At 46.4% G+C, this 23,566-nt stretch carries 16 protein-coding genes; 9 read left to right on the top strand and 7 right to left on the bottom strand.

Features of this window, described 5'->3' with window-relative positions; genetic code table 11:
* Positions 1-25: 25 nt before the first annotated feature.
* Together QUB13_RS03605 and QUB13_RS03600 are read left to right on the top strand one after the other, a co-directional pair.
* Positions 26-1,060 carry a mechanosensitive ion channel family protein gene (locus QUB13_RS03605; protein WP_333379036.1) on the top strand — a complete coding sequence of 345 codons (1,035 nt, stop codon included), beginning with the start codon at positions 26-28 and terminating at the stop codon, positions 1,058-1,060.
* Complete coding sequence (locus QUB13_RS03600; RefSeq protein WP_333379033.1) at positions 1,057-2,403, top strand: DUF2254 domain-containing protein; 1,347 nt, start codon at positions 1,057-1,059, stop codon at positions 2,401-2,403. Before QUB13_RS03605 ends, QUB13_RS03600 begins: the two co-directional genes overlap by 4 nt.
* 400 nt (positions 2,404-2,803) lie before the next feature.
* Here QUB13_RS03600 and lpdA read toward each other — a convergent pair whose 3' ends face one another.
* Entirely contained in the window at positions 2,804-4,240 is a 1,437-nt protein-coding gene (gene lpdA / locus QUB13_RS03595; RefSeq protein WP_333379031.1) for a dihydrolipoyl dehydrogenase, read from the bottom strand.
* 968 nt (positions 4,241-5,208) lie between these two features.
* Here lpdA and QUB13_RS03590 point away from each other — a divergent pair.
* A complete protein-coding gene (locus tag QUB13_RS03590; protein WP_333379029.1) occupies positions 5,209-5,367 on the top strand; it encodes a hypothetical protein in 159 nt (52 codons plus the stop codon).
* A gap of 180 nt (positions 5,368-5,547) precedes the next feature.
* The gene (locus tag QUB13_RS03585) at positions 5,548-5,826 is read left to right on the top strand and encodes a hypothetical protein (RefSeq protein ID WP_333379026.1); all 279 of its coding nucleotides are present in this window, start codon (positions 5,548-5,550) and stop codon (positions 5,824-5,826) included.
* Between the two features lie 118 nt (positions 5,827-5,944).
* Here QUB13_RS03585 and QUB13_RS03580 read toward each other — a convergent pair whose 3' ends face one another.
* Positions 5,945-6,253, bottom strand: a complete 309-nt coding sequence (locus QUB13_RS03580; protein WP_333379024.1) for a hypothetical protein — start codon at positions 6,251-6,253, stop codon at positions 5,945-5,947.
* 252 nt (positions 6,254-6,505) lie between these two features.
* On the opposite strand from QUB13_RS03580, the gene QUB13_RS03575 reads away from it, so the two are divergent.
* The 4 genes from QUB13_RS03575 (at position 6,506) to QUB13_RS03560 (ending at position 14,401) form a co-directional block, all read left to right on the top strand.
* Positions 6,506-7,642, top strand: a complete 1,137-nt coding sequence (locus QUB13_RS03575) for an ATP-binding protein (protein ID WP_333379022.1) — start codon at positions 6,506-6,508, stop codon at positions 7,640-7,642.
* A gap of 29 nt (positions 7,643-7,671) precedes the next feature.
* Positions 7,672-7,905, top strand: a complete 234-nt coding sequence (locus QUB13_RS03570; RefSeq protein ID WP_333379020.1) for a hypothetical protein — start codon at positions 7,672-7,674, stop codon at positions 7,903-7,905.
* 372 nt (positions 7,906-8,277) lie between these two features.
* A complete protein-coding gene (locus QUB13_RS03565; RefSeq protein WP_333379018.1) occupies positions 8,278-10,569 on the top strand; it encodes an AAA family ATPase in 2,292 nt (763 codons plus the stop codon).
* A gap of 673 nt (positions 10,570-11,242) precedes the next feature.
* The gene (locus tag QUB13_RS03560; RefSeq protein WP_333379016.1) at positions 11,243-14,401 is read left to right on the top strand and encodes a Calx-beta domain-containing protein; all 3,159 of its coding nucleotides are present in this window, start codon (positions 11,243-11,245) and stop codon (positions 14,399-14,401) included.
* A 325-nt stretch (positions 14,402-14,726) separates the two neighbouring features.
* On the opposite strand, the gene QUB13_RS03555 is transcribed toward QUB13_RS03560, so the two are convergent.
* The 5 genes from QUB13_RS03555 to QUB13_RS03535 all read right to left on the bottom strand — a co-directional run bounded on the left by QUB13_RS03555 (position 14,727) and on the right by QUB13_RS03535 (position 22,193).
* A complete protein-coding gene (locus QUB13_RS03555) occupies positions 14,727-17,039 on the bottom strand; it encodes a GumC family protein (RefSeq protein WP_333379014.1) in 2,313 nt (770 codons plus the stop codon).
* A 319-nt stretch (positions 17,040-17,358) separates the two neighbouring features.
* Positions 17,359-18,984, bottom strand: coding sequence for a polysaccharide biosynthesis/export family protein (locus QUB13_RS03550; protein WP_333379012.1), 1,626 nt, complete (start codon positions 18,982-18,984; stop codon positions 17,359-17,361).
* Between the two features lie 214 nt (positions 18,985-19,198).
* A complete protein-coding gene (locus QUB13_RS03545) occupies positions 19,199-19,900 on the bottom strand; it encodes a cyanoexosortase B system-associated protein (RefSeq protein WP_333379010.1) in 702 nt (233 codons plus the stop codon).
* Positions 19,901-19,908: 8 nt separating this feature from the next.
* Complete coding sequence (crtB, locus tag QUB13_RS03540; RefSeq protein WP_333379007.1) at positions 19,909-20,784, bottom strand: cyanoexosortase B; 876 nt, start codon at positions 20,782-20,784, stop codon at positions 19,909-19,911.
* Between the two features lie 227 nt (positions 20,785-21,011).
* A complete protein-coding gene (locus QUB13_RS03535; RefSeq protein ID WP_333379005.1) occupies positions 21,012-22,193 on the bottom strand; it encodes a DegT/DnrJ/EryC1/StrS family aminotransferase in 1,182 nt (393 codons plus the stop codon).
* Between the two features lie 197 nt (positions 22,194-22,390).
* On the opposite strand from QUB13_RS03535, the gene QUB13_RS03530 reads away from it, so the two are divergent.
* On the top strand, positions 22,391-23,428 hold the full coding sequence (locus QUB13_RS03530) for an NADP(H)-dependent aldo-keto reductase (RefSeq protein ID WP_333379003.1): 1,038 nt from the start codon (positions 22,391-22,393) through the stop codon (positions 23,426-23,428).
* The last annotated feature ends 138 nt before the right edge of the window (positions 23,429-23,566 follow it).

Raw genomic sequence — 23,566 nt, 5'->3', positions numbered from 1 at the left:
CTGTGACGTATTGGCTAACACTCTTGTGAATACAACAACAAAAATCACCGATGTTTGGAGTAAAATCCAGGCAATGGGAAACGACTTCCTGATTTTATTACCAAATATTGTACTGGCACTGATTGTTTTCGCAATTTTCTTTTTTATTGGCAGAACCCTGAAACGAACGGTCAGAAAACTAACCACCGCTCACCGCCAAGCTCGCAATTTAGGATTGGTGCTGGGGCGATTAGCACAAGGAGTAACCGTTCTTACAGGATTGTTTATTGCTTTGTCGATCGTCATTCCGTCCATCAAAGCAAACGATCTCGTTCAGCTATTGGGGATTAGCGGTGTGGCGATCGGGTTTGCGTTTCGCGATATCCTGCAAAATTTTCTGGCGGGTGTTTTGATCCTGCTAACTGAACCCTTCCAAATTGATGACCAAATTGTCTTCAAAAACTTTGAGGGAACTGTAGAAAATATTCAAACGCGGGCGACAATAATCAAAACCTATGATGGTAGGCGCATAGTAATTCCCAACTCAGAACTATTCACCAACTCAGTCATCGTGAACACAGCCTTTGACAATCGCCGCTTGCAGTATGACATCGGGATTGGCTACGGAGATGATATTGATACGGCCAGACAATTAATTTTAGAGGCAATTGATGAAGTTGATGGAGTGCTAAAAAACCCAGCTCCCGATGCGATCGTCGTAGAATTGGCCGGTAGCAGTGTTAACATTCGCGCTCGCTGGTGGGTGCAGCCGCCTCGCCGTGCCGAACTCTTGGATTTTCAAGATCGCGTATTAACTAACATTAAAAACAAGCTAGTAGCAAATGGGATCGATCTGCCCTTCCCCACTCAGCAGATTTTGTTCCACGATCAGACAGAAGACACAGACGGCGATCGCACCCGTCAACGGGAAGGCTGGCCCGCCGGACAAGCTGAAGTTCCCAAATCGCGCAGTATCAGCCGCGCCCTCAGACAACTGGCCGCAACAGAGTTTCAACGCACTAAATCTGAAGACGGCCAAGTAATTTCCAACAACAAACATACTGAGGAGCAAGATCGGTGAAAAATACGAAGTTGAGCAACTTGTGGGAGTCCTTAAATTCGAGTTTCTGGTTTGTACCAAGCGTCATGGTTTTTTTGGCGATCGCACTTTCGTTCGTCACCATCTGGATTGACCAAAATCAAAAAACCAAGCTGATTGGAGAATTGGGCTGGGCATATACTCTAGGCCCGAGCGGCTCGCGCGCCATTCTTTCGGCGATCGCCAGTTCAATGATGAGCGTTGCTACCACAGCTTTTTCAATTACAATCGTTGCCCTTCAACTTGCATCTTCGCAGTTTGGCCCTCGCTTGCTGCGTAACTTTATGCAAGATAGGGGCAACCAAATTGTGCTGGGAACGTTCATTTCCACCTTTGTGTATAGCTTGATGGTGCTGCGAACAATCAACGGGTTAGAAGAACATGAGTTTGTCCCCCACTTAGCGGTAACTTGTGGCATTGGTTTGGCGATCGCCAGCATTGGCGTATTGATTTATTTCATTCATCATTCTGCCTCATCAATTCAGGTCGATCACGTGATTAAAGTAGTTGGTAGCGAACTTGATGATGCGATCGATCGACTGTTTCCAGAAAGTATGGGAACCAGTAAAGCTAAAAACAAGCAGCAAGACAATCCATCGGACATTTCCGCTGATATTCCAGCTAATTTTGACCGAGATGCCCGTCCAGTTTCAGCAAAGAATGGTGGCTACATTCAAGCGATTAATAATCACGAACTAATGCAAATTGCCAGCGAGCATAACCTGCTGTTACAAATTCAACAGCGCCCGGGTCGCTTTACTGTCGAAGGAAGTGAACTTGTACAAGTCTTTCCTGGAAAACAGGTAAACGAGGAACTTGCCTCCAAGATTAACGGTGCTTTTCTGATTGGCTCGCAGCGCACGGAGCAGCAGGATGTAGAATTTTCGATCGACCAACTCGTTGAGATTGCAGTACGCGCTCTTTCTCCAGGAATCAACGATCCGTTTACGGCTATCCGCTGTATTGACCAACTGAGTGCGGCCCTTTGTCGTTTAACCCAAAGAGATATTCCCTCTCCCTACCGCTACGACGACGGCAACCAGTTGCGGATGATTGCTGAACCAATCGCCTTTGCAGATGTGATCGATGCAGCCTTTAACCAAATTCGACAGAATGGAAAATCGAATGTAGCTGTCACGATGCGCTTGCTAGAGGCGATCGCGATTGTGGCCCGTTTCACCAATCGAACCACACACCGAACAGCACTCAGGCGACACGCCGATCAGACTGAACGCGCCAGCCAGCAGGCAAATTTCGATGAATTAGATCGCAAAGATATTAAAGAGCGATATTTAGCAGCATTGAAAGCTATAGAGCAGGATTGAGGACTACCGGAAGTTTGAATATTTCGACTACTGAATTAGTTAAGTTGTTGTGTATAGCATTTCGAGCTCTCATATGAGGTAATGTCGGGCATAGGGCATAGGGCATAGGGCTATCCTCACAACGCGATCGAACCGCTATAGAACCCATTTGATATCTATTCTGCGTAAATTTCAGAAACCGGTTTCTCTCTATATTTCTCGTCACCCAATCAAAAACTCGTAGAAACCCGGTTTCTCGGCCCTTGCGTAAATCTCAGAAACCAGTTTCTCTCTAAAAGTTGCAATTGCGAACACTTTCATCTCCTTTAACTTTCTCTACCGCCGCCCTAAAACAGAATACCGAAATCCCCGACTTATTCAACAAGTCGGGGATATAAAACAAGAAAACAGCCCCTACAGATTAATGACTACCCGCTCCAGCCGCCCGCTTGAAAGCCTCATCCAGCACTTCCGAAAGCGTCGGGTGCGTGTGAACTCGGAACGCTAAAGTGTTGACCGAATCGCGCTGGGCGATCGCATTTGCCGCCTCCTGAATCAAATCCGAAGCGTGCAAACCAAAAATGTGAACTCCCAACAATTCCCCAGTATCTTTCCGGTAAATCACCTTAGCCATACCGTCGGTTTCACCCTCCGCAATAGCCTTAGAATTTCCCTTAAAATAACTCTTGACAGAAGCGACCTCAAACCCGTCAGCTTTTCCTAACTCTTTCGCCGCAGGTTCCGTCATCCCCACATAGCTAATTTCCGGGTGAGTAAACGCCGCCGCCGGGATGCTCAAATAGTCAATTTCGCGCGATCGCCCGCAGATATTTTCGACAGCCGCAATTCCCTGGGCCGATGCAGCGTGCGCTAACATCATTTTGCCATTAACATCGCCGATCGCCCACAAATTCGCGATCGGTTCTCCAGCCACCAAAACCTGCATCTTATCGTTAACAGGGATATAACCGCGCATCGTTTCCACGCCAAGAGTTTCTAACCCCAAATTCTTGCTTACCGGAACTCGCCCAGTTGCTACCAAACAAGCGTCAACTTCCAAAACTTCAACAACTTCCTTCGTTTTGAAATCTGCTAATTCAATAATTACCGGGGAACCGGGAATAATTTTTTTAGCCAACAAACCCACTTTTGTTTCAATATCGCGGGGTGCAATTAACACTCGTTCTGCTAATTTAGCAATATCCGGGTCAAAAGTCGGCATCAATTGATCTAGAGCTTCAATCATCGTAATTTCGCAGCCTAATGCTGTGTAAATATCCGAAAACTCTAAACCGATGTAACCGCTACCAATAATTGCGATCCACTTTGGTAATGATTCCAATCTGACAGCATCGTCGCTGGTAAATACAGTTTTGCCGTCAATTTCTATCCCTGGGGGAACGAAAGGAATCGAACCGGGAGCGAGAATAATATCCTTGGCGGTAATAGTTTTCTCGCCTTTATCTGTTTCGACAGTAATTTTTTGAGCGGCGGCAATTTTGCCCCAACCTTGGATGATATCGACGTTTAAACGTTTGAGGCTGTTGGTTAAGTCGCCGCGAAGTTTGCTAACAATAGTATTAGCGTGATTGGCGATCGAAGAGCGATCGAAATCCACGTTTCCCAACTGAATACCCAAAGTCTTGAGGTGGTGGGCATTTCGCAAATCCCGCACTCGCCCGGAAGCGGCCAACAGCGCCTTAGAGGGAATGCAGCCGCGATTGACGCAAGTTCCGCCCATATCGCCCGCTTCGATAATTGCCACTTTCAGCCCGCAGCTAACCGCGTGTATGGCCGCGCCGTGTCCGCCCACGCCAGCGCCGATAATTGCTAAATCGTAATCAAATCCCTGAGTCACCTTAAAATCTCCTAATGCCTTTGAAATCTTAGGACTCAAGCAAAAAACACCGTCTGTCCGTCATTTTAAGCTTGTAGGTTGCGATCGCAACCTTAGAACAGCGGCAATAGTTGCTTGACACTCCCCGCGCTCAAGCGACGGGGATTCTTAAGACTTTCCAGCCTTAATATCCCTATTGTCAGGGTTTCCGGGCGCAATCCTTTTGCCACATGGCGGTCTGCTATCCTAGTCTTACAACTAGCTCCTCAGTCGTGACTTTCCTCCAGTCCGGGGGTAGGTTTTAACGTCTTTTACTGACGATTTAGACGATTTAATCGGTTCAGAACTTTAGTATTGGTTGTGATTAATTATTTTGAGCATCCGTACTGCTGAACAGCTAGATACTTGATTTCTCAAAATTCGCAACTTTCGACTTTGTTGACGATAGCACACTAGCCAGACATTTGTGCAATTGTTAGATCTGATAGGCAGGATAAATCCTGCCATGCCCTTTCATCCCTGGACTAAAATCACAGGGTTTTCAGGGTATTTTATTTGACACTCCCCGGCCTTAAGGCACGGGGATTCTTAAGACATTTGTGTCTTAATATCCCTATTGCTAGGGTTCCCAGGCTGACCGCATTTGCACGTTACGTGCACAGTCATATCTCCTCAAAAATGTTTTGGGCGTAGACTTTCCCCCAGTCCGGAGGTAGGTTTTTACATCTTGTCTGATTTAGTTATTCTACCATATTCATTTGTGAAGATGGATTTGTTATTTTACTTAACAATGCAAAAAAGCCGTCCTCAAAGGACGGGGTTTTCAACCCAATTTTCTGATAAGTCCTGTGTCCTTATTCTCGACTAGACTAGGGTTAATTAGACAGTAAATGAGATTTTTTTAGGGTCAATGGTTTCGATCTCGGTGCGCCCCAAGTTTCAAATCACTGACTGGGCGGGTAAAGTTAGATAGACTTTGAGGGCTGACAATGCCGGTTGATGTCAACAACCACGTCAAATGCAGTGCGGGTTTAGTGTTTGATCCTATAGTCCCGATCGCCCTCGCAGCCCCTGAAGAACGGGGAAGAGGCGATCGAAGTCAAGCCCTACTTCCCTTAAGAGGCCCGATCGCCCTCGCAGCCCCTTAAAAATGAGGGAACAAGAGGCGATCGAAGTCACCCTTCTTAAGGGGGATGCGAGGTGGATCTGGTCTCGGCTCAAAGTAAAATTTCTCAATGGTTTTAGCTGATTGGGGTTTTGATGTCCAATATCTGTACGCGCCGGGGGGCGGAGTTTCTCGGCAAGTTTTAAAGTCTATGGAGTAGCTTATGATGGAAGACGACGATCGCAAAGATTCACGCCGGGCCTCGGCTCAATCTTTTTTTCAGTCCCTGGATGAATTGTTCGATTATATAGAAACTGCCAACACTGAAGCGGCGCAGCCTCCGTCTCCGCCTCCTCAAGCTAAGTCTGCGAGTCAGCCTTCGAGTCCGCCGAAGAAGGCTAAACCTGCGAAAATTAATTTGTCGGATTTTGAAGATGCGATCGCGGATTTGGAACAGTTTGTGCAGCAAAAACGCCAGAAACGCCCGGAATCTAATCAATAGCGCTCAAAATTTTTAAGCAATCACATCCGATCAATGACTGATGATAGAAGCTGGCGGGCGATCGCCCCGGTTGGATTTTGCCGTGCCGAGTGCGATCGGGCCAGCGGTTATACTGTGGTTAGTCTTTGTCTGTAAATTGTTGGGATAGGCGATCGAGGCGATCGGTGTTTTCTCGATCGATCTTGACGAGTACAAAGAGAATCTTGATTGTCAACTCGCTGGCGGTGTTAATTGTTCCTTCTGGAAATGTGCCAGCAACAAAGGAACCGATACCTACAAAATAGAGCAAAACACTGGTGATGATGAATCCACGTATTGCCACAGAATAGAAATGAGCTTGATGCAAAATTTCTTGTTCAGGAGTGCGATCGATTTTGCTAGAATTATTGCGCGATAGTTGGTTGGTATTTAATTTGTTATTACGCATTGCTGTTATTTAATTAGTACAATCCTTATTTTTCCGCAGTTCAAGCAGCTTAGGGACGACTCTGAAGACGATAAGCAAGAACTTTGTCAGTTTTGAGTTATCAACTTGACGATGCTAGTTCCAGCTAGCTTTTCAGGCTAAGAGGCTGAGATCGGTGTTAGACTTTGGTTACTGGCTTAAGTTCGTATAAACTATCGCTATCTTTCTTAAGTTCGGAAACATCGTCACCCGAAAGTTAAACTCCGCCAACTGATGAATTCACCAACTCAAAAGCGCGATCGTGGTTTGATACTGACCCCCGAAGGACGGCAGAAGCTTCAGGCTGCCATAGATCGGTTAGGTGTCAGTCAGAAATACGTCATCGGTAAGATAGTCGAAAAAATTCAACTTAACAACGAAACCTTACATCGTGATACAGTCGATAACATAGTGGAAGGTCGGAAAGCCAGCAAAAGCTCGCTTAAGGTTCTGTTTGAGGCGCTTAAATTAAATCTAGATCAGGGTGACTATGTTGTTGCTCGTGCCAACCAACCGGCAGATTCTAACGAATCGGAAACTTCACCCTTCATCACCGGCAATCCCATCACCAATCCGCGCTGCTTCTTTGGACGCGAAAAGGAACTCAAACGCCTATTCAATTTGATCAAACGAAAGCCCCTGCAAAATGCCGCCATTATCGGCAAAAAGCGCAGTGGCAAGACTTCTCTGCTACAATACTTAAAAAACATTACCACCACCCCAATAGAAAAGTTACGTCCCAATCAAAAATCTGATTGGTTGCCCAATCCAGAAAACTATCGCTGGATATTTGTAGATTTTCAAGATTCGCGACTTCAGAATCGGGAAGGGCTGCTGCGCTACATTTTAGAATGCCTAAAAATGGCAGTGCCTAACCCTTGCGACTTGGATAGATTTATGGATGTCGTTAGTTATAATTTACATCAGCCCACTGTCATTTTACTAGACGAAATTGGTGTAGGTTTACAACGCTGTCCCGAATTAGATGATGGGTTTTGGGAAAGTTTGCGCTCTTTGGCAACAAACCAAACAAATGGGAATCTAGGGTTTATTTTAGCAGCTCCTGAATCACCGATTGAATTAGCGAGTAGCACGGGACATAGTTCGCCTTTTTTCAATATCTTTGGATATACTACAACTCTGGGAGCTATGACTGAATCTGAGGCGCGGGAGTTGATAAGCAGTTCGCCCATACCTTTTCCTGATGAGGATGTTGAGTGGATTTTGAATCAAAGTAAATGCTGGCCTCTGCTGCTGCAAATCCTTTGCCGAGAACGATTATTTAGTCTGGAAGAGGGGGAAACAGGGGATGATTGGCAGGAAGAAGGGTTAGAGCAACTAAAACCCTTTGCTGATTTACAATCTAAATAAAATGAAACTAACATTTTGAGAGCGAGACTATGACAACTAATTTACCGATAAGGTTGGAGCGTTTACCCAAAACTTTGCCAAGAGAAGGATCTGTGAGGGTGGAGTTAGCACAAGGAGTTATGGTATTTCGCGCTTCTAGGTTTTTCCTGGAGCGAATTGGAATATTAACGGCCAAAAAAAATGTAGCTGAACTCACTTCCGAAGAATTACAAGAATTGCAGGATTATGAAAAATTAAATAATTATCTTATACCATTTTTCTAAAGATGTGGTATAGATGAAGTCTTAGCCCCCCCTTAGTAAGGGGGGGTTGGGGGGGTAATATCTAGCGCTACTTTATGAAATTGGTATTAGTTGGGTTAATCAGACAATTATCCATAGTTTGCATTATCCCTTGCAAGGGACGGTCGATCGCTACGATGACCCCTTTGAATCTGCTTTACCTCTCCAAGAATGGGAAGCGCTGCAAGGATTGTACTGAATATCCATGCTGATAAAACTGACAAAATAAGACTTACCCACGAATAGTCAGAAACCGGGTTTTTTACGAACATTATTCGTCGTAGCCCGGAGATCAGGTAAAAAACCCGGTTTCTTTGGTCTTGATGTGTAATCCCTGAAAAAATCCTAATCGAAATGACATCGCCAAATGTACCGCGCAACGCCTATACCAATTCACCCGAACAGCACCCCAACTTAATTCTGGGTAGCCTGCAATTGCTATTCTGGTTGTTCTTTCGTCCGTCATCTTGGGAAAACTACCTCAAGCGCACTAATGACTTAGCTTTGTGGAAGAGTCTAATACAAGCATTCCTAATTTTGCCTGTCCTATTTAATTCAATTGTTGTTGTCTTCATACTTTGGCTATTAGGTGTGCCAGTAGAGAAGATTGCCTGGGGCGTGATGTTCGGCGTGGTGTGGGGCGTGGCGTGGAGCATGGTATCGGGTATGCTGTGGGGCGTGGAGTGGGGCGTGGCGTGGGGCATGGTGTCGGGCATGATGTCGGGTCTGCTGTGGGGCGTGGAGCGGGGCGTGGTGTCGGGCGTGATGTCTGACGTGGCGTTGAGCGTGGCGTTGGGCGTGGCGTTGAGCGTGACATCAGGTACAGTGTCGGGCGTGGCGTTCTCCGTGGGGTTGAGCGTGGTGTTGATTGTGGTGTCGGGCGTGATGTCGGGCGTGATGTCGGGCGTGATGTCGGGCGTGGCGTTCTTCGTGGGATTCACTATAAACTTATGGCTGCCAGTCTTACTCTATCCATTCCTAACATTATCTAATATCCTGCTCTACCTACTAGACAAACGACGTACAGCTACTAAACCCAGTTTCTTACGTTGGCATTCCGCTTTTTGGTATGAGTGGCAACGCCTTCCTCTGCTTGGCTTAGACAAGCACCTTCTCTTAGTAACAGAGCGCAATCCAGAAGAGGGAAAAGCTGCACTCCATTATTTAAGTACAGGTCTCCAGCGTTGGGCAGCACAAGCGGTACAAATAGAAGGGCTAGATGCAACGGAGTTAGAAAATTGTACAGATATAATAGCAATCAGCAACGCTCACGGCAGTATACCAATTAGCGAATTAAACAGCCCAGTTAGCGCCTTACTCAGTAGCTTCAGTTATATCAGCCAAGACGTAGATGCAGCCCTCAACCAGAAAAGTGCTTACAACCAGCGTTTAGCCCTCACTCCTGTACCCGAAAAATTAAACAATTTAATACGAGAATTCACCCGCAGCAGCGATAAATATTCTGTTCGTTTTCGCCCTATTGCTACCCATTGGTCTGAAATAGTTACCAACTATATACAAGAACTAGCAGAAGCAGTCGAACTTCGCCAAGAAATTGACAGCCCTTATATCATCGGCGTACCCCTGACAGAACAGCAGGAAATATTCACCGGGCGTACTGATATCGGCACGCGCATCGAGCAATTACTCCTAGACCGCCGCCGCCCTCCTTTGTTACTCTACGGTCAACGGCGCATGGGCAAAACTTCCCTACTCAACAACCTAGGACGCTTGCTACCAAGCAATATTATTCCCATGTTTGTAGACTTACAAGGCCCAGTTTCATCAGCAAGTGATTCTGCTGGGTTTCTCTACAATATCGCTAGGAGTATGGCAAACTCAGCCAAGCGCCAAAGTGCATTAACTCTTCCATCTCTAGACCGCGAAACACTGCAAGATGACCCTTTCACCTGCTTTGATGAATGGCTAGACAAAGTAGAAGCAGTGCTACAAGAAAATATCGCCCTGCTTGCCTTAGATGAATTCGAGGCGCTAGATGATGCTATCAGAAAAGGACGTTTCGACGAGCAAGATGTTCTGGGAATGTTGCGTCACCTCATTCAACATCGTCCTCGCTTCAAAATAATGCTAGCTGGTAGCCATACCATAGAAGAATTTCAGCGTTGGGCTAGCTATTTAATCAATGTCCAAGTTGTTCATATCAGCTACCTGAAACAACCCGAAGCGCGTCAACTAATTGAGCAACCAGTCCCAGATTTTACCCTGCGCTACGAAGCCGATGCAGTTGAGCGAGTTTTGCAACTCACCCGCTGTCACCCTTTTCTAATACAACTCCTCTGCGCTGAAATTATCGCCCTCAAAAACGAGCAAGACCCCTCTATCCGCCGACTGGCAACTTTAGCAGATGTGGAAGTAGCAATCCCAGAGGCTTTAAGTGTTGGCAGTTTATTCTTTGCCGATATTCAAAACAATCAAGTAGATGCGGCAGGATTAGCTGTTTTGCAGTTTTTGGCAGCACAAGGGGAAGGAGAAATCGTTAGCCGGGAAACTATTATGCAAGAGTTTGCTGATAGTTTTGATACTCTCATTTTGCTTCTGCAACGGGAGTTGATTGAGGAAGTTGGCGATGGTTATTGTTTCCAAGTTGAGTTGATGCGGCGCTGGTTTACACAGGGTTTCAGATAGGGATTTGAGGTATTAGTAATTTATTTCGTTCATTGCGAGGAACGTTAGCTTTTGCGATCCGTTCCTCGCAATCGATAACTTCTCACCCAAGCCTATTGCTTTTAATAGCAATTTTTAAAAGTATTGCTACTAAACAATTTTTGGGTTTGTTGGCTCAAATATTGTCGCGGGTGTGCGTTGCTGCAAGCTTTTCGATATTGTTTCGCTACTATCTTTGTTTTGAAGCACTCTACAAATACTTCATTCCTGGCAATAACAAAAAACTTTAATCTAACGGTATTCACCTTGAGGATGCAGAGAGAACACCGCTGCTGTCCAACTACACCTTCACATATTTTGATAATTCTTATAGGTAAATTTACGGATTTCGACAATTATTTAAGCTCTCCTGTACGGATGTAAAAAAACGCTTGTTACAGAAATGAAAAAATTAAAACTTACGTATCGATCGCCAAAAACCGAGTTTTTACGAAAATACCCGTTGTTATCGGCAAATAAGGTAAAAAACGCGGTTTTTGTGTCTGAGTGCGTCTAGGAATAAAAAAAATATCGGAAAATTTTTCCGGATCGAAGTTATTGAGGATGAAATGTTTCTTACCGTGACAGAGAACTATAGCCCAACGCTGAAAGTTTCAGTCACTTCCAATCCTTAATTACTACCAAAAGAAAAGCTATGCCTACTTCTTTCAATGGTTCTTTGGGTCAAACCACTAATTTCACCAGCGTCAATGACCTAATCACAAAATGGCCTACTGCTGCCCAGAATCAAGGCATTAAACTGTCTGGGGTAGCTTTTGATGGCGTCGAAACAGATTACCTCAATCCTCAAGCGATCGCCAATCTCACTTTACCAACGAATGAAAACCCTAAAAGTTGGTTGAGTTACGGCAGCACCCCTGGTATTGGTGTGCCATCCTCTTATAGTGGTTGGTTCACCGATCCTAATAAAAATCGGGCGGAAATTAATTACGATCCGAACACCAGTCAATCTCAGGTACTGAAGCTGAAATGGGCAGAAGACCAAAATATTAATAGCGCGACGATCGACCTCAGCGCATTGAGTCCCAAAACTAACCCCGGACTCGGCGATCAAGGTAATGAAGTTGGTTTGCTGCAAATCTTTAATAATGGGACTCTCGTACCGGCCAGCAATTTTACGATTACTCGTCTAAACTCTCCCGCAGTCGTAAAACCCATTACTGTGGGTTCAGATGGAGTGACATTCACGGGCGATCGCACCGATGGCAATTTCAAATTCAAAATAGAAGCAAACCCTCTGAGCAACATTAGTTTTGACGAACTGCGGTTCTCAGCCAAAGCCTACGATACCCCCACCGCTGCCTACACCGCCACCTCTTTCAAAGACGATAGTTCCGACTACCTGCTGCGGAACATTGAATATCAAGGGACTCAAGATCCGGTTAGCCTTCAGTTTAGCGCCCCAACCTTCAGCGTCAACGAAGATGGAACGCCCGTTGCAGCCGTGACAGTCACTCGCACAGGTAGCAGCGCCGGCACCGCCTCAGCTACCGTGAACCTCACCAATGGTACTGCTACAGCCCCTGCTGATTACGCCAATACTGCCATCCCTGTCAATTTTGCCGCTGGGGATTCTACACCCAAGACGATCGTCGTTCCTATTGTCGATGACGCTTTGGTGGAAGGTAACGAAACCGTCAACTTAAGCTTGACCAATCCCACCGGCACCAGCCGTGTCAGCTTGGGAACGCAAAGTACCGCCACTTTGAACATCGTAGATAATGACACTCTCCCTGTCGGCACCCTGCAATTTAGCGCCCCCACATTCAGCGTCAACGAAGATGGAACGCCCGTTGCAGCCGTGACAGTCACTCGCACAGGTAGCAGCACCGCTGCCGCCTCAGCTACCGTGAACCTCACCAATGGTACTGCTACAGCCCCTGCTGATTACGCCAATACTGCCATCCCTGTCAATTTTGCCGCTGGGGATTCTACACCCAAGACGATCGTCGTTCCTATTGTCGATGACGCTTTGGTGGAAGGTAACGAAACTGTCAACTTAACTTTGGCCAATCCGACAGGTGCCACGATTGGAACGCAAAGTACCGCCACTTTGAACATCGTAGACAATGACGCTGCTGTCCCGACCAGCACCCTGCAATTTAGCGCCCCCACCTTCAGAATCAGAGAAGATGGAACCGCCGTTTCAGCCGTAACAGTCACTCGTACTGGCAGTAGTGTGGCTGCTGTCTCAGCGACGGTGAGCTTGGCCGATGGTACTGCTACAGCCCCTGCTGACTACGCCAATAGTCCGATCGTTGTCAATTTTGCCGCTGGCGATTCTACACCCAAAACGATCGATATTCCGATCGTCAACGATACTTTGTTCGAGGGTAACGAAACTGTCAATTTAAGTTTGATTAACCCGACAGGTAATGCCACGATTGGAACCCAAAGTACCGCCGTTACGACCATCGTAGACAATGACAGCACCCTGCAATTTAGTTCCCCTACCTTTAGTGTCAACGAAGATGGAACGCCGATCGCAGCCGTGACAGTCACTCGCACTGGTGTAACCTCTGGTACAGTCTCAGCCACCGTCAGCTTAACCGATGGTACTGCTACAGCCCCTGCTGACTACAATGCTAATGCGATCGTTGTTAATTTTGCCCCTGGCGATTCTGCGCCCAAGACGGTCAATATTCCGATCGTCAACGATACTTTGTTGGAGAGTAACGAAACTGTCAATTTAAGTTTGGGCAGCCCGACAGGCAATGCCTCGATTGGAACCCAAAGTAGCGCCACTTTGGACATCATAGACAATGACAGCACCCTGCAATTTAGTGCTCCTACCTTCAGGATCAGAGAAAATGGAACGGCCGTTGCAGCCGTGACAGTCACTCGCACTGGCAGTAGTACCGGTGCAGTTTCAGCTACCGTGAACCTCAGTAATGGTACTGCTGTTGCCCCTGCTGACTACGACAATACTGCCATCCCTGTCAATTTTGCCGCTGGGGATTCTGCACCCAAGATAGTCAATATTCCCATTATCGATGACACTTTGGTGGAGGGTAACGAAACTATCAATTTAAGTTTGGTTAACCCGACAGGCAATGCCACGATTGGAACCCAAGGTACCGCCGTTACGACGATCGTAGACAATGACAGCACCCTGCAATTCAGCGCCCCGTTCTTCAGTGTCAACGAAAATGGAACGCCTGTTTCAGCAGTGACAGTCACTCGTACTGGTAGTGGTGTCGGTGCAGTCTCAGCGACGGTGAGCTTGTCCGATGGTACTGCTACAGCCGGCCCTGATTACACTAATGGTTTGATCGCTGTCAATTTTGGCAATGGGGATTTAGTACCCAAAACCATCACCATTCCCATTATCGATGACACTTTATTTGAGGGTGACGAAACTCTCGGTTTAACTTTGGTTAGCCCTATAGGCGCCACAATTGGAAACCAAAGCAGCACGGTTTTGAGCATCATAGACAATGATACTGCACCTGCACCTGCTCCTGCTCCGATCGCTGGTACCTTAACTGCATCGAGCCTTGTCTTCGACGATCCAATTACTAACTTTGCTGCGGCTAATGCGAACAACCAAGTCAGCAATGTCGGGCCAAATGGGATTCTCTTGCAGGGCAGTACCGATATTCAGAACGGGGATTGGATGAGCAATTTCACCAACTCTTTGGGCCGAATGGCGATGGCAAGCCCAGGAACTTCCTCTGACGTCGGGATTAATTCCACTAACTCGATCGGCAATTTCGGTGCCACAGATAATTGGTTGAATTTACCCAAAGAGCCGATTATGGGAAGCAGTGCCCCGAATCTATTGCTGGCTTAGATGCTAGTTTGGTCGCCTTTAACCAATTTGCTCAGTGCGTTTTTTGACTAGCGATTTGCGTTACTAAGTCTTAAAGATTGGTGATAACTTTTAAAGTTGTCACCAATGTCAAGTGGGAGAGGCAGACAGATTTAAATGCTGCCTCATCCTCGCTTGATAATGATATTTGGAGTTGAGACTAAACAACTCTTGCATAAATTTTTGATTTACAGGAAAACCGCTGATGAACGTTGCTGAACGCAGACTATTTGAAAATAGTTGATGAATGAATGAATGAATGAATGAATGAATGAATGCAATTGCTCGTCCAATCAAGCCCCGTAAATTAGTTAAATTTATTATGAATAACTTTGTTTTTGGGCTTAGACTGGTGCGGTAATTGCCTCGATCGCACTTCAATAGCTCGATCGCCCGCATCACTCAAAGGCCACTCCAACTCATCAATATCGTTATCATTGCGGAACTTCTTCACCCGAATATCAGCACCGTTGATAATCGCCCCCAACAGCCGCGGCCCAGATTTATGCGAATCCTCGTCGTCAAATTCCAGCAACTGATCCGCAGCTTCAGACAACATACTAGCCAGAGTATAACCAGCCCGCGCCACCAAAATTATACCGTCCGTGTACGGTTCCAGCGTCAGCGCATCATTGCACTCGCTCAACGCCGGAGAATCCACAACCACAAAATCAAAGCGATTGCGAACATCCTCGAACAATCTCCGCATTTCACTCGATTCGAGTACCGCCGAAGCCTGTCGCAAAAAGCCCGGACTCGGCACAACATAGAGGTTTTCCACATCTGGAACCAAATGAATGCACTCGCTCATATTGCCGTAATAGTGCAAAGGTTCCACCGCCGCTAGAGGATCTGTAGCGATTCTCAAAGATTCTACGTTGGAAGCTGATCGCAAATCTGCTTCAATTAACAAAGTCCGTTTGCCCGATCGAGCCGAGGCAATTGCCAAATTGTAAGCACTAAAACTCTTCCCCTCCAAAGGAGCCGCCGAAGTCAACAACACCACCTTCACCGGACTTTCGCCAATTCGACGCAAATTAGTCCGCAACCGCTCGTAAAACTCCAAATAGGGCGAATTGGGTTCCAAAGCCAGAGGCATATCATCCTCGTAGGAATCAAACACGATCGCTTCAGGCAAAACTGCCAGTATCGGCACCTCTTTTTCCACCAAAGCCGCCCGCACTTCTTCCCAACTGTAAAACTTGCCGTTGAGCATCCCCAACAAAAATATCAATCCGCCGCCCAGCAGCAATCCTACAAATCCCCCCACCGCCAACATCACCAGTAAACCTCTCTTGTTTGAGTCAACATCATCAGTTTTGGGAAGTTGGGCGATTCTCAAACTCCCCGTTGTCTCCGCTACCGCCGCTTGAGCGTCTACCAAAGCTGACTGCATCTTGTCATAGAGAGCTTTTTTGAACCCCACTTGCTGGATCAGCCGCGCTTGTTCTAACTGCTTGTTGGGAATTGTGGCGTGCTCTAAGCGCAATAGTTGTTCAGTTTTTTCGACTCCTTTGATTTGCTGTTGCACCATTTCCCGCTGGGTTTGCAAAGTAATCAAATTTTGAGCTAACTGTTGTCTGGCGGGATCTAAAGAAGAGTCTATCCGAATGCGATCGGTACTTCTGAGCGGTGCCGCCACCCCGTTACCGCCGAGCACCTCCGATTGTCGCTGCTGCAACTGCTCGTCAAAAGCTTGTTTTTGTTTGAGCAATTCTACAATTTTCGGGTGTTCTTCCTGCAAGTCGCTACGGAGAATTTTGAGCTGAGATTCGATCGAGAATAGTTGCACTCGCAGTTGTGCAATAATTGGATCGGCAGAAAGTGCTTGGGCGACGTAAGCTTGCTCCACATTCAATCCCAAGCGATCCTGCAAGCTATTAATTTGAGCTTCAATTCCTCCCAACTGCACGCGGAGTTGCCGCTGCAGCTGTTGGCTGCCGGTAATCGCTTGCGGCAGCGTACCGTTCTGAGCTGCTAAAATTGAAGTCCCTTCTCGTTTTTCGTAGGCTTCTAGTTTTGCTTCCGTCTCTCTGAGTTCCTGAGTTACTTTCGGCAAGCGTTCTTGAATTTGGGCGATCGTTTCTCGCAATCTAGAAGTATTAATATCTTGGCTGCGCTCCACCATTGCGTTCATCAGCACCTCCAGTACCTCTTCTGCTGTTGTGCGATCGGCATTTTTGTACAATACTTGAATCAAAGCGCTGGGGTCATTATTCCTAGTCGGCATCTTGATCTGCACCTTGTCTGCCAGCTTTTTAGTCAAAACTTGTACTTTTTTTTCCATTTCTTTTGGATTGACTATTGCTGCTACTTTTGTGTTTGGTTTTTTTTGGGCTTTGATGAGTTTTTCTGCTGCTGGTTTAATCACATTTTCTTGATCCAGCAGCATATCTTTAGTTATTTCTTGTCCTTCCTGTTGAATTTTAGTAGTAGTCGATGAAAAAATCACGCTCGGCCTGCGGTATGCCAGCGTACCGGAAGCAACGTAAACCGGCGCGGGAGTTGGCTGCAAAGCCACTACTCCCGACACGCCCACAGTCGTCGCCAGAGTAGCCAGTCCCACCCACTTGTATTGGTCGAAAGCAATTAAATAACGTTTTACAACTGATAAAGTCATAATGATTGTTGACTGTTGACTGTTGACTGTTGACAACTAAGAGGGCGGGCACGCACCATCCACCGCCCCTACTGACTGTTGACCGTTGACTGTTTGCTCGTTACCAGGCTCTGCCTGGTAATGCAGATCCGGAGGCTCTGCCTCCTTTGAGGAAGGCAACTTACAGGAGATAGGACTGTAGGAGGTGTTTCAGTTATTAAGCTTTCGAGCCTAACTGTTAACTGCTGACTGTTAACTGTTGACTGTTGACTGTTGACTGTTGAGTAAATCATAACTAATAACTAATAACTAATAACCATCACTAATACCTAATAATTACCTACCTATTATTAGGTGATGGGCCGAATAGATTTGTTACCCCATTTCTTAACTGATCGAAGAACAGAATAAAACCCAAAATATCGCGGAACGGTCGAGTAAAAGTATTGATTACATAACCAAGGCGCTCTACCAGATTCCTACCGATTACGATCACATCATTATCTTCGAGCATCGGGTTCTCAGAAACATTGCCCTCCAAAGCAGCTTTAGCATCTATCTTGCGGTTGATAGCTCTACCTTGTTTTTGGTCGAACCGAATCAAGGCCATTTTCCGCAAGTCAGCTAGATTTACAGGTAAGTTGTTGATAGCATCCAAAAACTTGCTGCCATTTTCTAGGTAGAACGAAGTCAAACTACCACTAGCGTAACTCAAAACTCGAACGTATATCCTGGGCTTAATCAAGGTAGACCGCGCCACCAGAGCTTTGTTGTAGTCTAGGTTTTTGGTACTAGCGTCCAATTCCGGGATGACAATTACATCTCCCGAGGCCAAAGGAAAATCGAACAAATCCTGAGCGTTGGCTAGGGGAGTGTAGAGGTCGATGGGTTCATCCACTGAGGAGCCGTCCACCAGCGTCCGCCGCACTCGCACCTCGCGCAAATCGGCTTTTCCCGTGACTCCCCCCGCAATCACCAAAGCAGCGGAAATTCGACCGGAACCAGCCGGAAGCGTGTAAAAACCAGGTTTGCTGACTTCTCCGGTGACGGTGATTTGGACGGGAAGGGCGGCAGCGGCTAGGCTGTACCTGGATACTAAATCTCGATCGGACTTGCGATCGGCTGTAATCTGTTTATACGGTACGACGATCGCATCTCCATCTTCCAAACGCAAATCCGGCGGAGCAATACCAGTTTGCAGCGGTGTCAAAATATCAACAACTTGCTCCGCCACTTCCCCACCCGGCAGAGTCCGCCGCACCCGCACCGCCCGCAGTTCGGCCGTAGGATTAGTCCCAGCAGCCGCCGCCAAAGCCGCCGGAAGTTGCGGGGTTTGCAGCGGATAAAAACCAGGTCTCGCCACTTCCCCCGTCACCGTCACCACTACCGGGCGCTGAACCAGCAAAGCACTCGATACTTGAGGATTTTTGATAAATTGGGAAAAGCGCTCGCGGAGTCGCTGCTGTGATTCTTCGACAGTCAGACCTCGCAAATTTACCGATCCAATCAGCGGTAGTACAATTATCCCTTCAGGGCTGATAGCACCTGTAAAATTCAGCTCTGGGAAGCGCTGAACTTGAACCGAAATCTGGTCTCCAGGGCCTAGGCGGTAAGGCCGATTCCGAAAAGCTGGGTTAATTTGCCGGTTGAAGTTGGCTGGCGGTGGCGGTACGCGCAGTGGTGGCGGCGGCACCAACTGTTCTGCACTAGGAACAACGGATTGAGCTAAAGCTGTTTCGGGAAAAATTTTGCCGTTAAAGCCCCAGAATACAGCAGCAAAAGATAGAGTCCAAGCTGTTGAGTGCAGACCAGCCAAGGAAAAAGCAACGCGATTTTTAATTGTAAATTTTTCCCGCATTTTTATTGGCAGATAAAATCTCGTATTATTTGGAATAATATCCTGTCCGGTCGATCGATCTAAAATTAGTTCGTAGTGCGGTTTAGTCCGCAATCCGGTCGCTGACACTGACTGACGCACGCGCGATCCTACTGTTTTTGTTATGGTAAGCGATCGGAGATGATATAATTAGTTATTTTTTAAATTTCATTTTGGTTTGGCAAATCTCAACTAAAAATCTTTTTTCTTGATACCAAATCAATTTAAATTCTTTGATTCTTCTAGCCCGCAGACGCGGTGTTTGTTTGTATAAAAGCGATTTCAATCGCACTCTTGATTAAACTCAGAAAGTTTCTGCCATTAATTGAGCTTGAACAGTTTGACTCAGAGATTCCAGCAGCGGTTCAACTATCTTAATCTCGCTTTGCGCTTCAATGGGAAGGATGATACTGACAGCAACCCAAGAGGCGCGGCGGTTCGACAGTCTCGCTATACTGTCTTCCCAAAACCAGCGGCTGGTTGCTGGAGAACCTCCGTTAGGCCAAGCGTACCACTGCACGACCGCAAAAGTTTGTTGGGGAGTCCAACTTCGGAAAAACCGAGCCTCGATGGTAGATGGCGGCTTGTCGGGTGTTGTCGCTAATTTAACTTTAAACCTCAAAGTGCGATGAGAGTCTGTTTGCCATCGGTGAAATCCATCGATATCTAGCCATTCTACTTGGGGCTGGTTTTTGGGGTCGTTTTGAGGCAACAGCAATAAAATGGCAATTGTTTGATGATTTTTAATTTCTTGAACTAACCACCTGTGACCGCCAATTACGACGTTCTTCTCGACGCTGGTCGCTTTCCAGCCGGGAAGTGTCATCCCGTTTTGACGCAAACTTTTCAATTGCTTGAGGTTTGCAAGAATTGGTGGGTTTGTCCAAGGCCACTTTCCTGTCGCGTAGCCGGGAATTGCTACCGCCCCAACCAGTACCAACAAAAATACCAGTACCACAATTTTTGATAATTGGTAACGCTGCAGTAGTTTCTGTGTTGAAATCATTTGTTTCATCAATTGCCATACTGGTTTGGGGAATACTTTTCCATGCCGTTGAGGATAAGTACCAATAAACCTAGTATACAAGCAGAGTACAAGTCTCCGCCCCATCCGGCGTGCAGCCAATCAAAAAGCGTCTCTCTCTCGGTTCCGTGAAAGTAAGTTAGCAATGTGTTGCGGAGAATGTTGGAAGTGATGCTAATGATAGATGTAACTACTAAAAACAAAAGGCTTTTTTTGTGAGAACTCCAAACTCCCGTCCAATCCAGCAGAATTAAGCTGACATAAAGACTGGTAAACAGCATTTTTAAGCCGGCACAGTGGGGCGCAACTTCTACAATGCGATTGTTGACGTAGAGATAAATTTCTTCTACTCGGACGTTGAGACCAACTTTCATTAATATTAAACCTGATACCTCAGCAATGAAGTGTTGCAGCGGTAATGCGTAGGGTTCTATGAGGTAAGGGATGTGGTTTGGTGATGCCAAAAGTACGAATAAAAGTGGCATTCCCTGCAATTTTAAGCCGGGGATTCCTTTTAAGCATAGGCAAATGCCGGCCAGCATTAGTGGGAGTGATAAATTTACTAAATCGCTTAAGCGACTCAGATAAAAAAGTGTCACTAGTACCAGCAAAAAGCTTCCTAAAAGATGCGGGGTGTTGGGCAAGCGCAGCCAGCACTTTCGGTTCGTCCAAGCAATATAAGCTGCGTAGGGCAAACCAATTATTCCGTGGCTGAAATATTCGTGTTCGATGCTGATGTTTTTGTTGAACCAACCGTCGTACCAGTGTACTAACAGGGGGGCGTACAGCAGCACTAGGAGTATCGCGATTCCTTCGCCCAAAAGGTATCGCTTGAAAATAATCTGGATTCTGCGCTGGATGTGCATAATTTGAGAGGTTTTGATATGGCCGCGCTGGGTTCGCCGAAAGCGGTTGGGAAGTGTGAGTTAAATATTTGTTAATTTTTGACATCGAACACTAATATAGCTTTTCTCAAAAAGGTACGGATTTTTGATATTGGTTGGTACCGGATGTGAGTTGATTTTGAACTTGAATGCTTTGATAACTGCACTCTACTGCTGTAAACACTTTTAGCATAACTTGATATTAACAATTAGCAATTCAACGATCGCCCGATCGCCCCTACAACCTGCTCGATCTGAGTATTGCTCAATCCGGGATAAATTGGCAAGGATAAAATCTGTTGGCAGAGAGTTTCTGCGTGGGGGAAGTCGCCCGGATTGCCTAAGTTTTGGTAGGCTGGTTGTAGGTGGCAGGGTACGGGATAGTGGATGCCTGTTTCAATGCCTTCTTGGGCGAGTTTTTGCTGGAGGGTATTGCGGTCGATCCTCTTCGTTGGCGCAGCCCCCGTAGGGGCGGGCTTCGCTAACGGGCTTTTCTCAGTAATTTGGATCGCATAGATGTGATAAATGTGACCGCTGCTGCTGTGATTGGCGATCGGTACAATGCCTTTGTCTTTGAGCGGCTCTAATAAAGTATTGTAATGTTGGGCGGCTAAGTTGCGATCGCGATTCCATTGTTCTAAGTATGGCAATTTAATGTTGAGTATGGCCGCTTGTAAATTGTCGAGACGGCTGTTTGTACCAATTTCTGTATGTAAATATTTGCTAAGAGCTCCGTAATTGCGGAAAGTACGCATGGTTTTTGCGAGCTCTGCATCGTTAGTAATTAACATCCCGCCGTCGCCAAAACAGCCGAGGTTTTTGCTGGGATAAAAGCTGAATGCTGCTGCTTTCCCAAAGGAACCCGCGCGGTATCCTTCTCTTTCGGCTAAGTGCGCTTGGGCGGCATCTTCAAAAATTATTAAATCGTGGCGGTTGGCAAAATCTAAAAGCTGACTGGGCGATACCATTTGACCGTAGAGATGTACGGGAATAATTGCTTTTGTTTTTGAGGTAATTGCTGTTTCGGCTGCTGTGAGGTCAATCAGAGCGGTTTCCGGGTCACAATCTACCAGGATAGGTATTGCTTTGGCTTGAATGACGGCGATTACGGTGGCGATAAAGGTGTTGGCGGGTACGATAATCTCGTCGCCCGGATTAATGCCGCAAGCTTGGAGTCCCAGGGCGATCGCATCTGTTCCACAAGCCACTCCTACGCCGTATTGTACTCCAGAAGCTGCTGCGAATGCTGTTTCAAATTCTGCCAGTGCTTGACCTAAAATAAAGTCTCCTCGCTCAATAATTTTCCCAAGTGTTTCTGTTATTTGGGGTTGAATTGGTTGGTGTTGCAGGGACAGATTGACAAATGGAACTTTGGGCGGGCGACTACTCATACACCACAGGGATACTAATTATTTATATTAACATTTAAGTGCGGATATTTTTTTAAGATTTTCTACCGCAGAGGGCGCAGAGAGCGCAGAGGAAAAGAGGAAGAGAGGAGAAAGCCGATCGCACTTTTTGGGAGTTGTCAATTAAATCAAGGTTTTTCGGTAATATAGAATGAGATAATTGTGCAGCAATCGAAATCATGGAATACAAAAAACTCGGCAACAGCGATTTATCAGTATCTGAAATTTGTTTGGGTACGATGACTTACGGTCAGCAAAATACTGTGGAAGAGGCGGCCCAGCAGCTCGATTTGGCAATTTCCAAAGGAATCAACTTTATCGATACGGCCGAAATGTATCCGGTGCCGGGAAAACCGGAAACTCAGGGAAAAACCGAGGAATATATCGGCGAGTGGCTGGCGAAACAGCAGCGGGATAAGCTTATTATAGCGACGAAAGTGGCGGGCAGAAGCACTCGGTTAAAGTGGATTCGGGAAGGGAAAAATCAGATCGATCGCCCAAATGTCGAAAAAGCCCTGAACGATAGCCTGAAGCGCTTGCAAACTGACTACATCGACCTGTATCAAATCCACTGGCCCGATCGCTACGTGCCGCTATTTGGCGCGCCAGATTACGATATTACTCAAGAACACGAAACTGTACCCATTTTGGAACAGTTAGAGGTGTTTGCTGACTTGATAAAAGCTGGCAAAATCCGCTATTTGGGTTTGAGCAATGAAACGCCTTGGGGAGTTTGCGAGTTTTGCGAATTGGCCGAAAAATACAGTTTGCCGAAAGTTGTTTCGATTCAAAATGCTTTTAGTTTGAGCAATCGGACTTTTCACATGAATTTGGCAGAAACTTGCCGTTTTAAAAATGTGGGATTGATGGCTTACAGTCCTTTGGCTTTTGGAATTTTAACGGGTAAATACTTGAACGGAATTCCCGAAAATTCGCGGCTGGCTTTGTTTGCTGGATTCGGTCAGCGTTACGATAAAACTAATCTGAATGATGCGGTGAAAGCGTATATTGAGATTGCGCGCAAACACGGTTTGACTCCGGCGCAGATGGCTTTGGCCTATGTGCGATCGCGCTGGTTTGTGAGTAGCACTATTATCGGTGCAACTAGCCTCGCGCAACTTGAAGAAAATCTCAGCAGTTTGGATGTGACGCTTTCTGAAGAGATTGTAGCAGAAATTAATTCTGTGCACGCTAAGTATCCGAATCCGACGCCTTAATTCTAATTTGTAGGTTGGGTTGAGGAAGCGAACCCTAGGTTTCACTTAGCCCAACTTACTACTTTTTTAATATCGTGTCTGTGGTTTATGGTTATCCTGTAGATTGTTCAAGTTTGGGACTTCGTGCTGGGAAAAGCA

The organism is Microcoleus sp. B4-D4, assembly GCF_036705185.1.
Taxonomy (GTDB): domain Bacteria; phylum Cyanobacteriota; class Cyanobacteriia; order Cyanobacteriales; family Microcoleaceae; genus Microcoleus.
The sequence above is the reverse complement of the archived record's forward strand: the minus strand, read 5'-3'. Positions and strand labels throughout refer to the sequence as shown.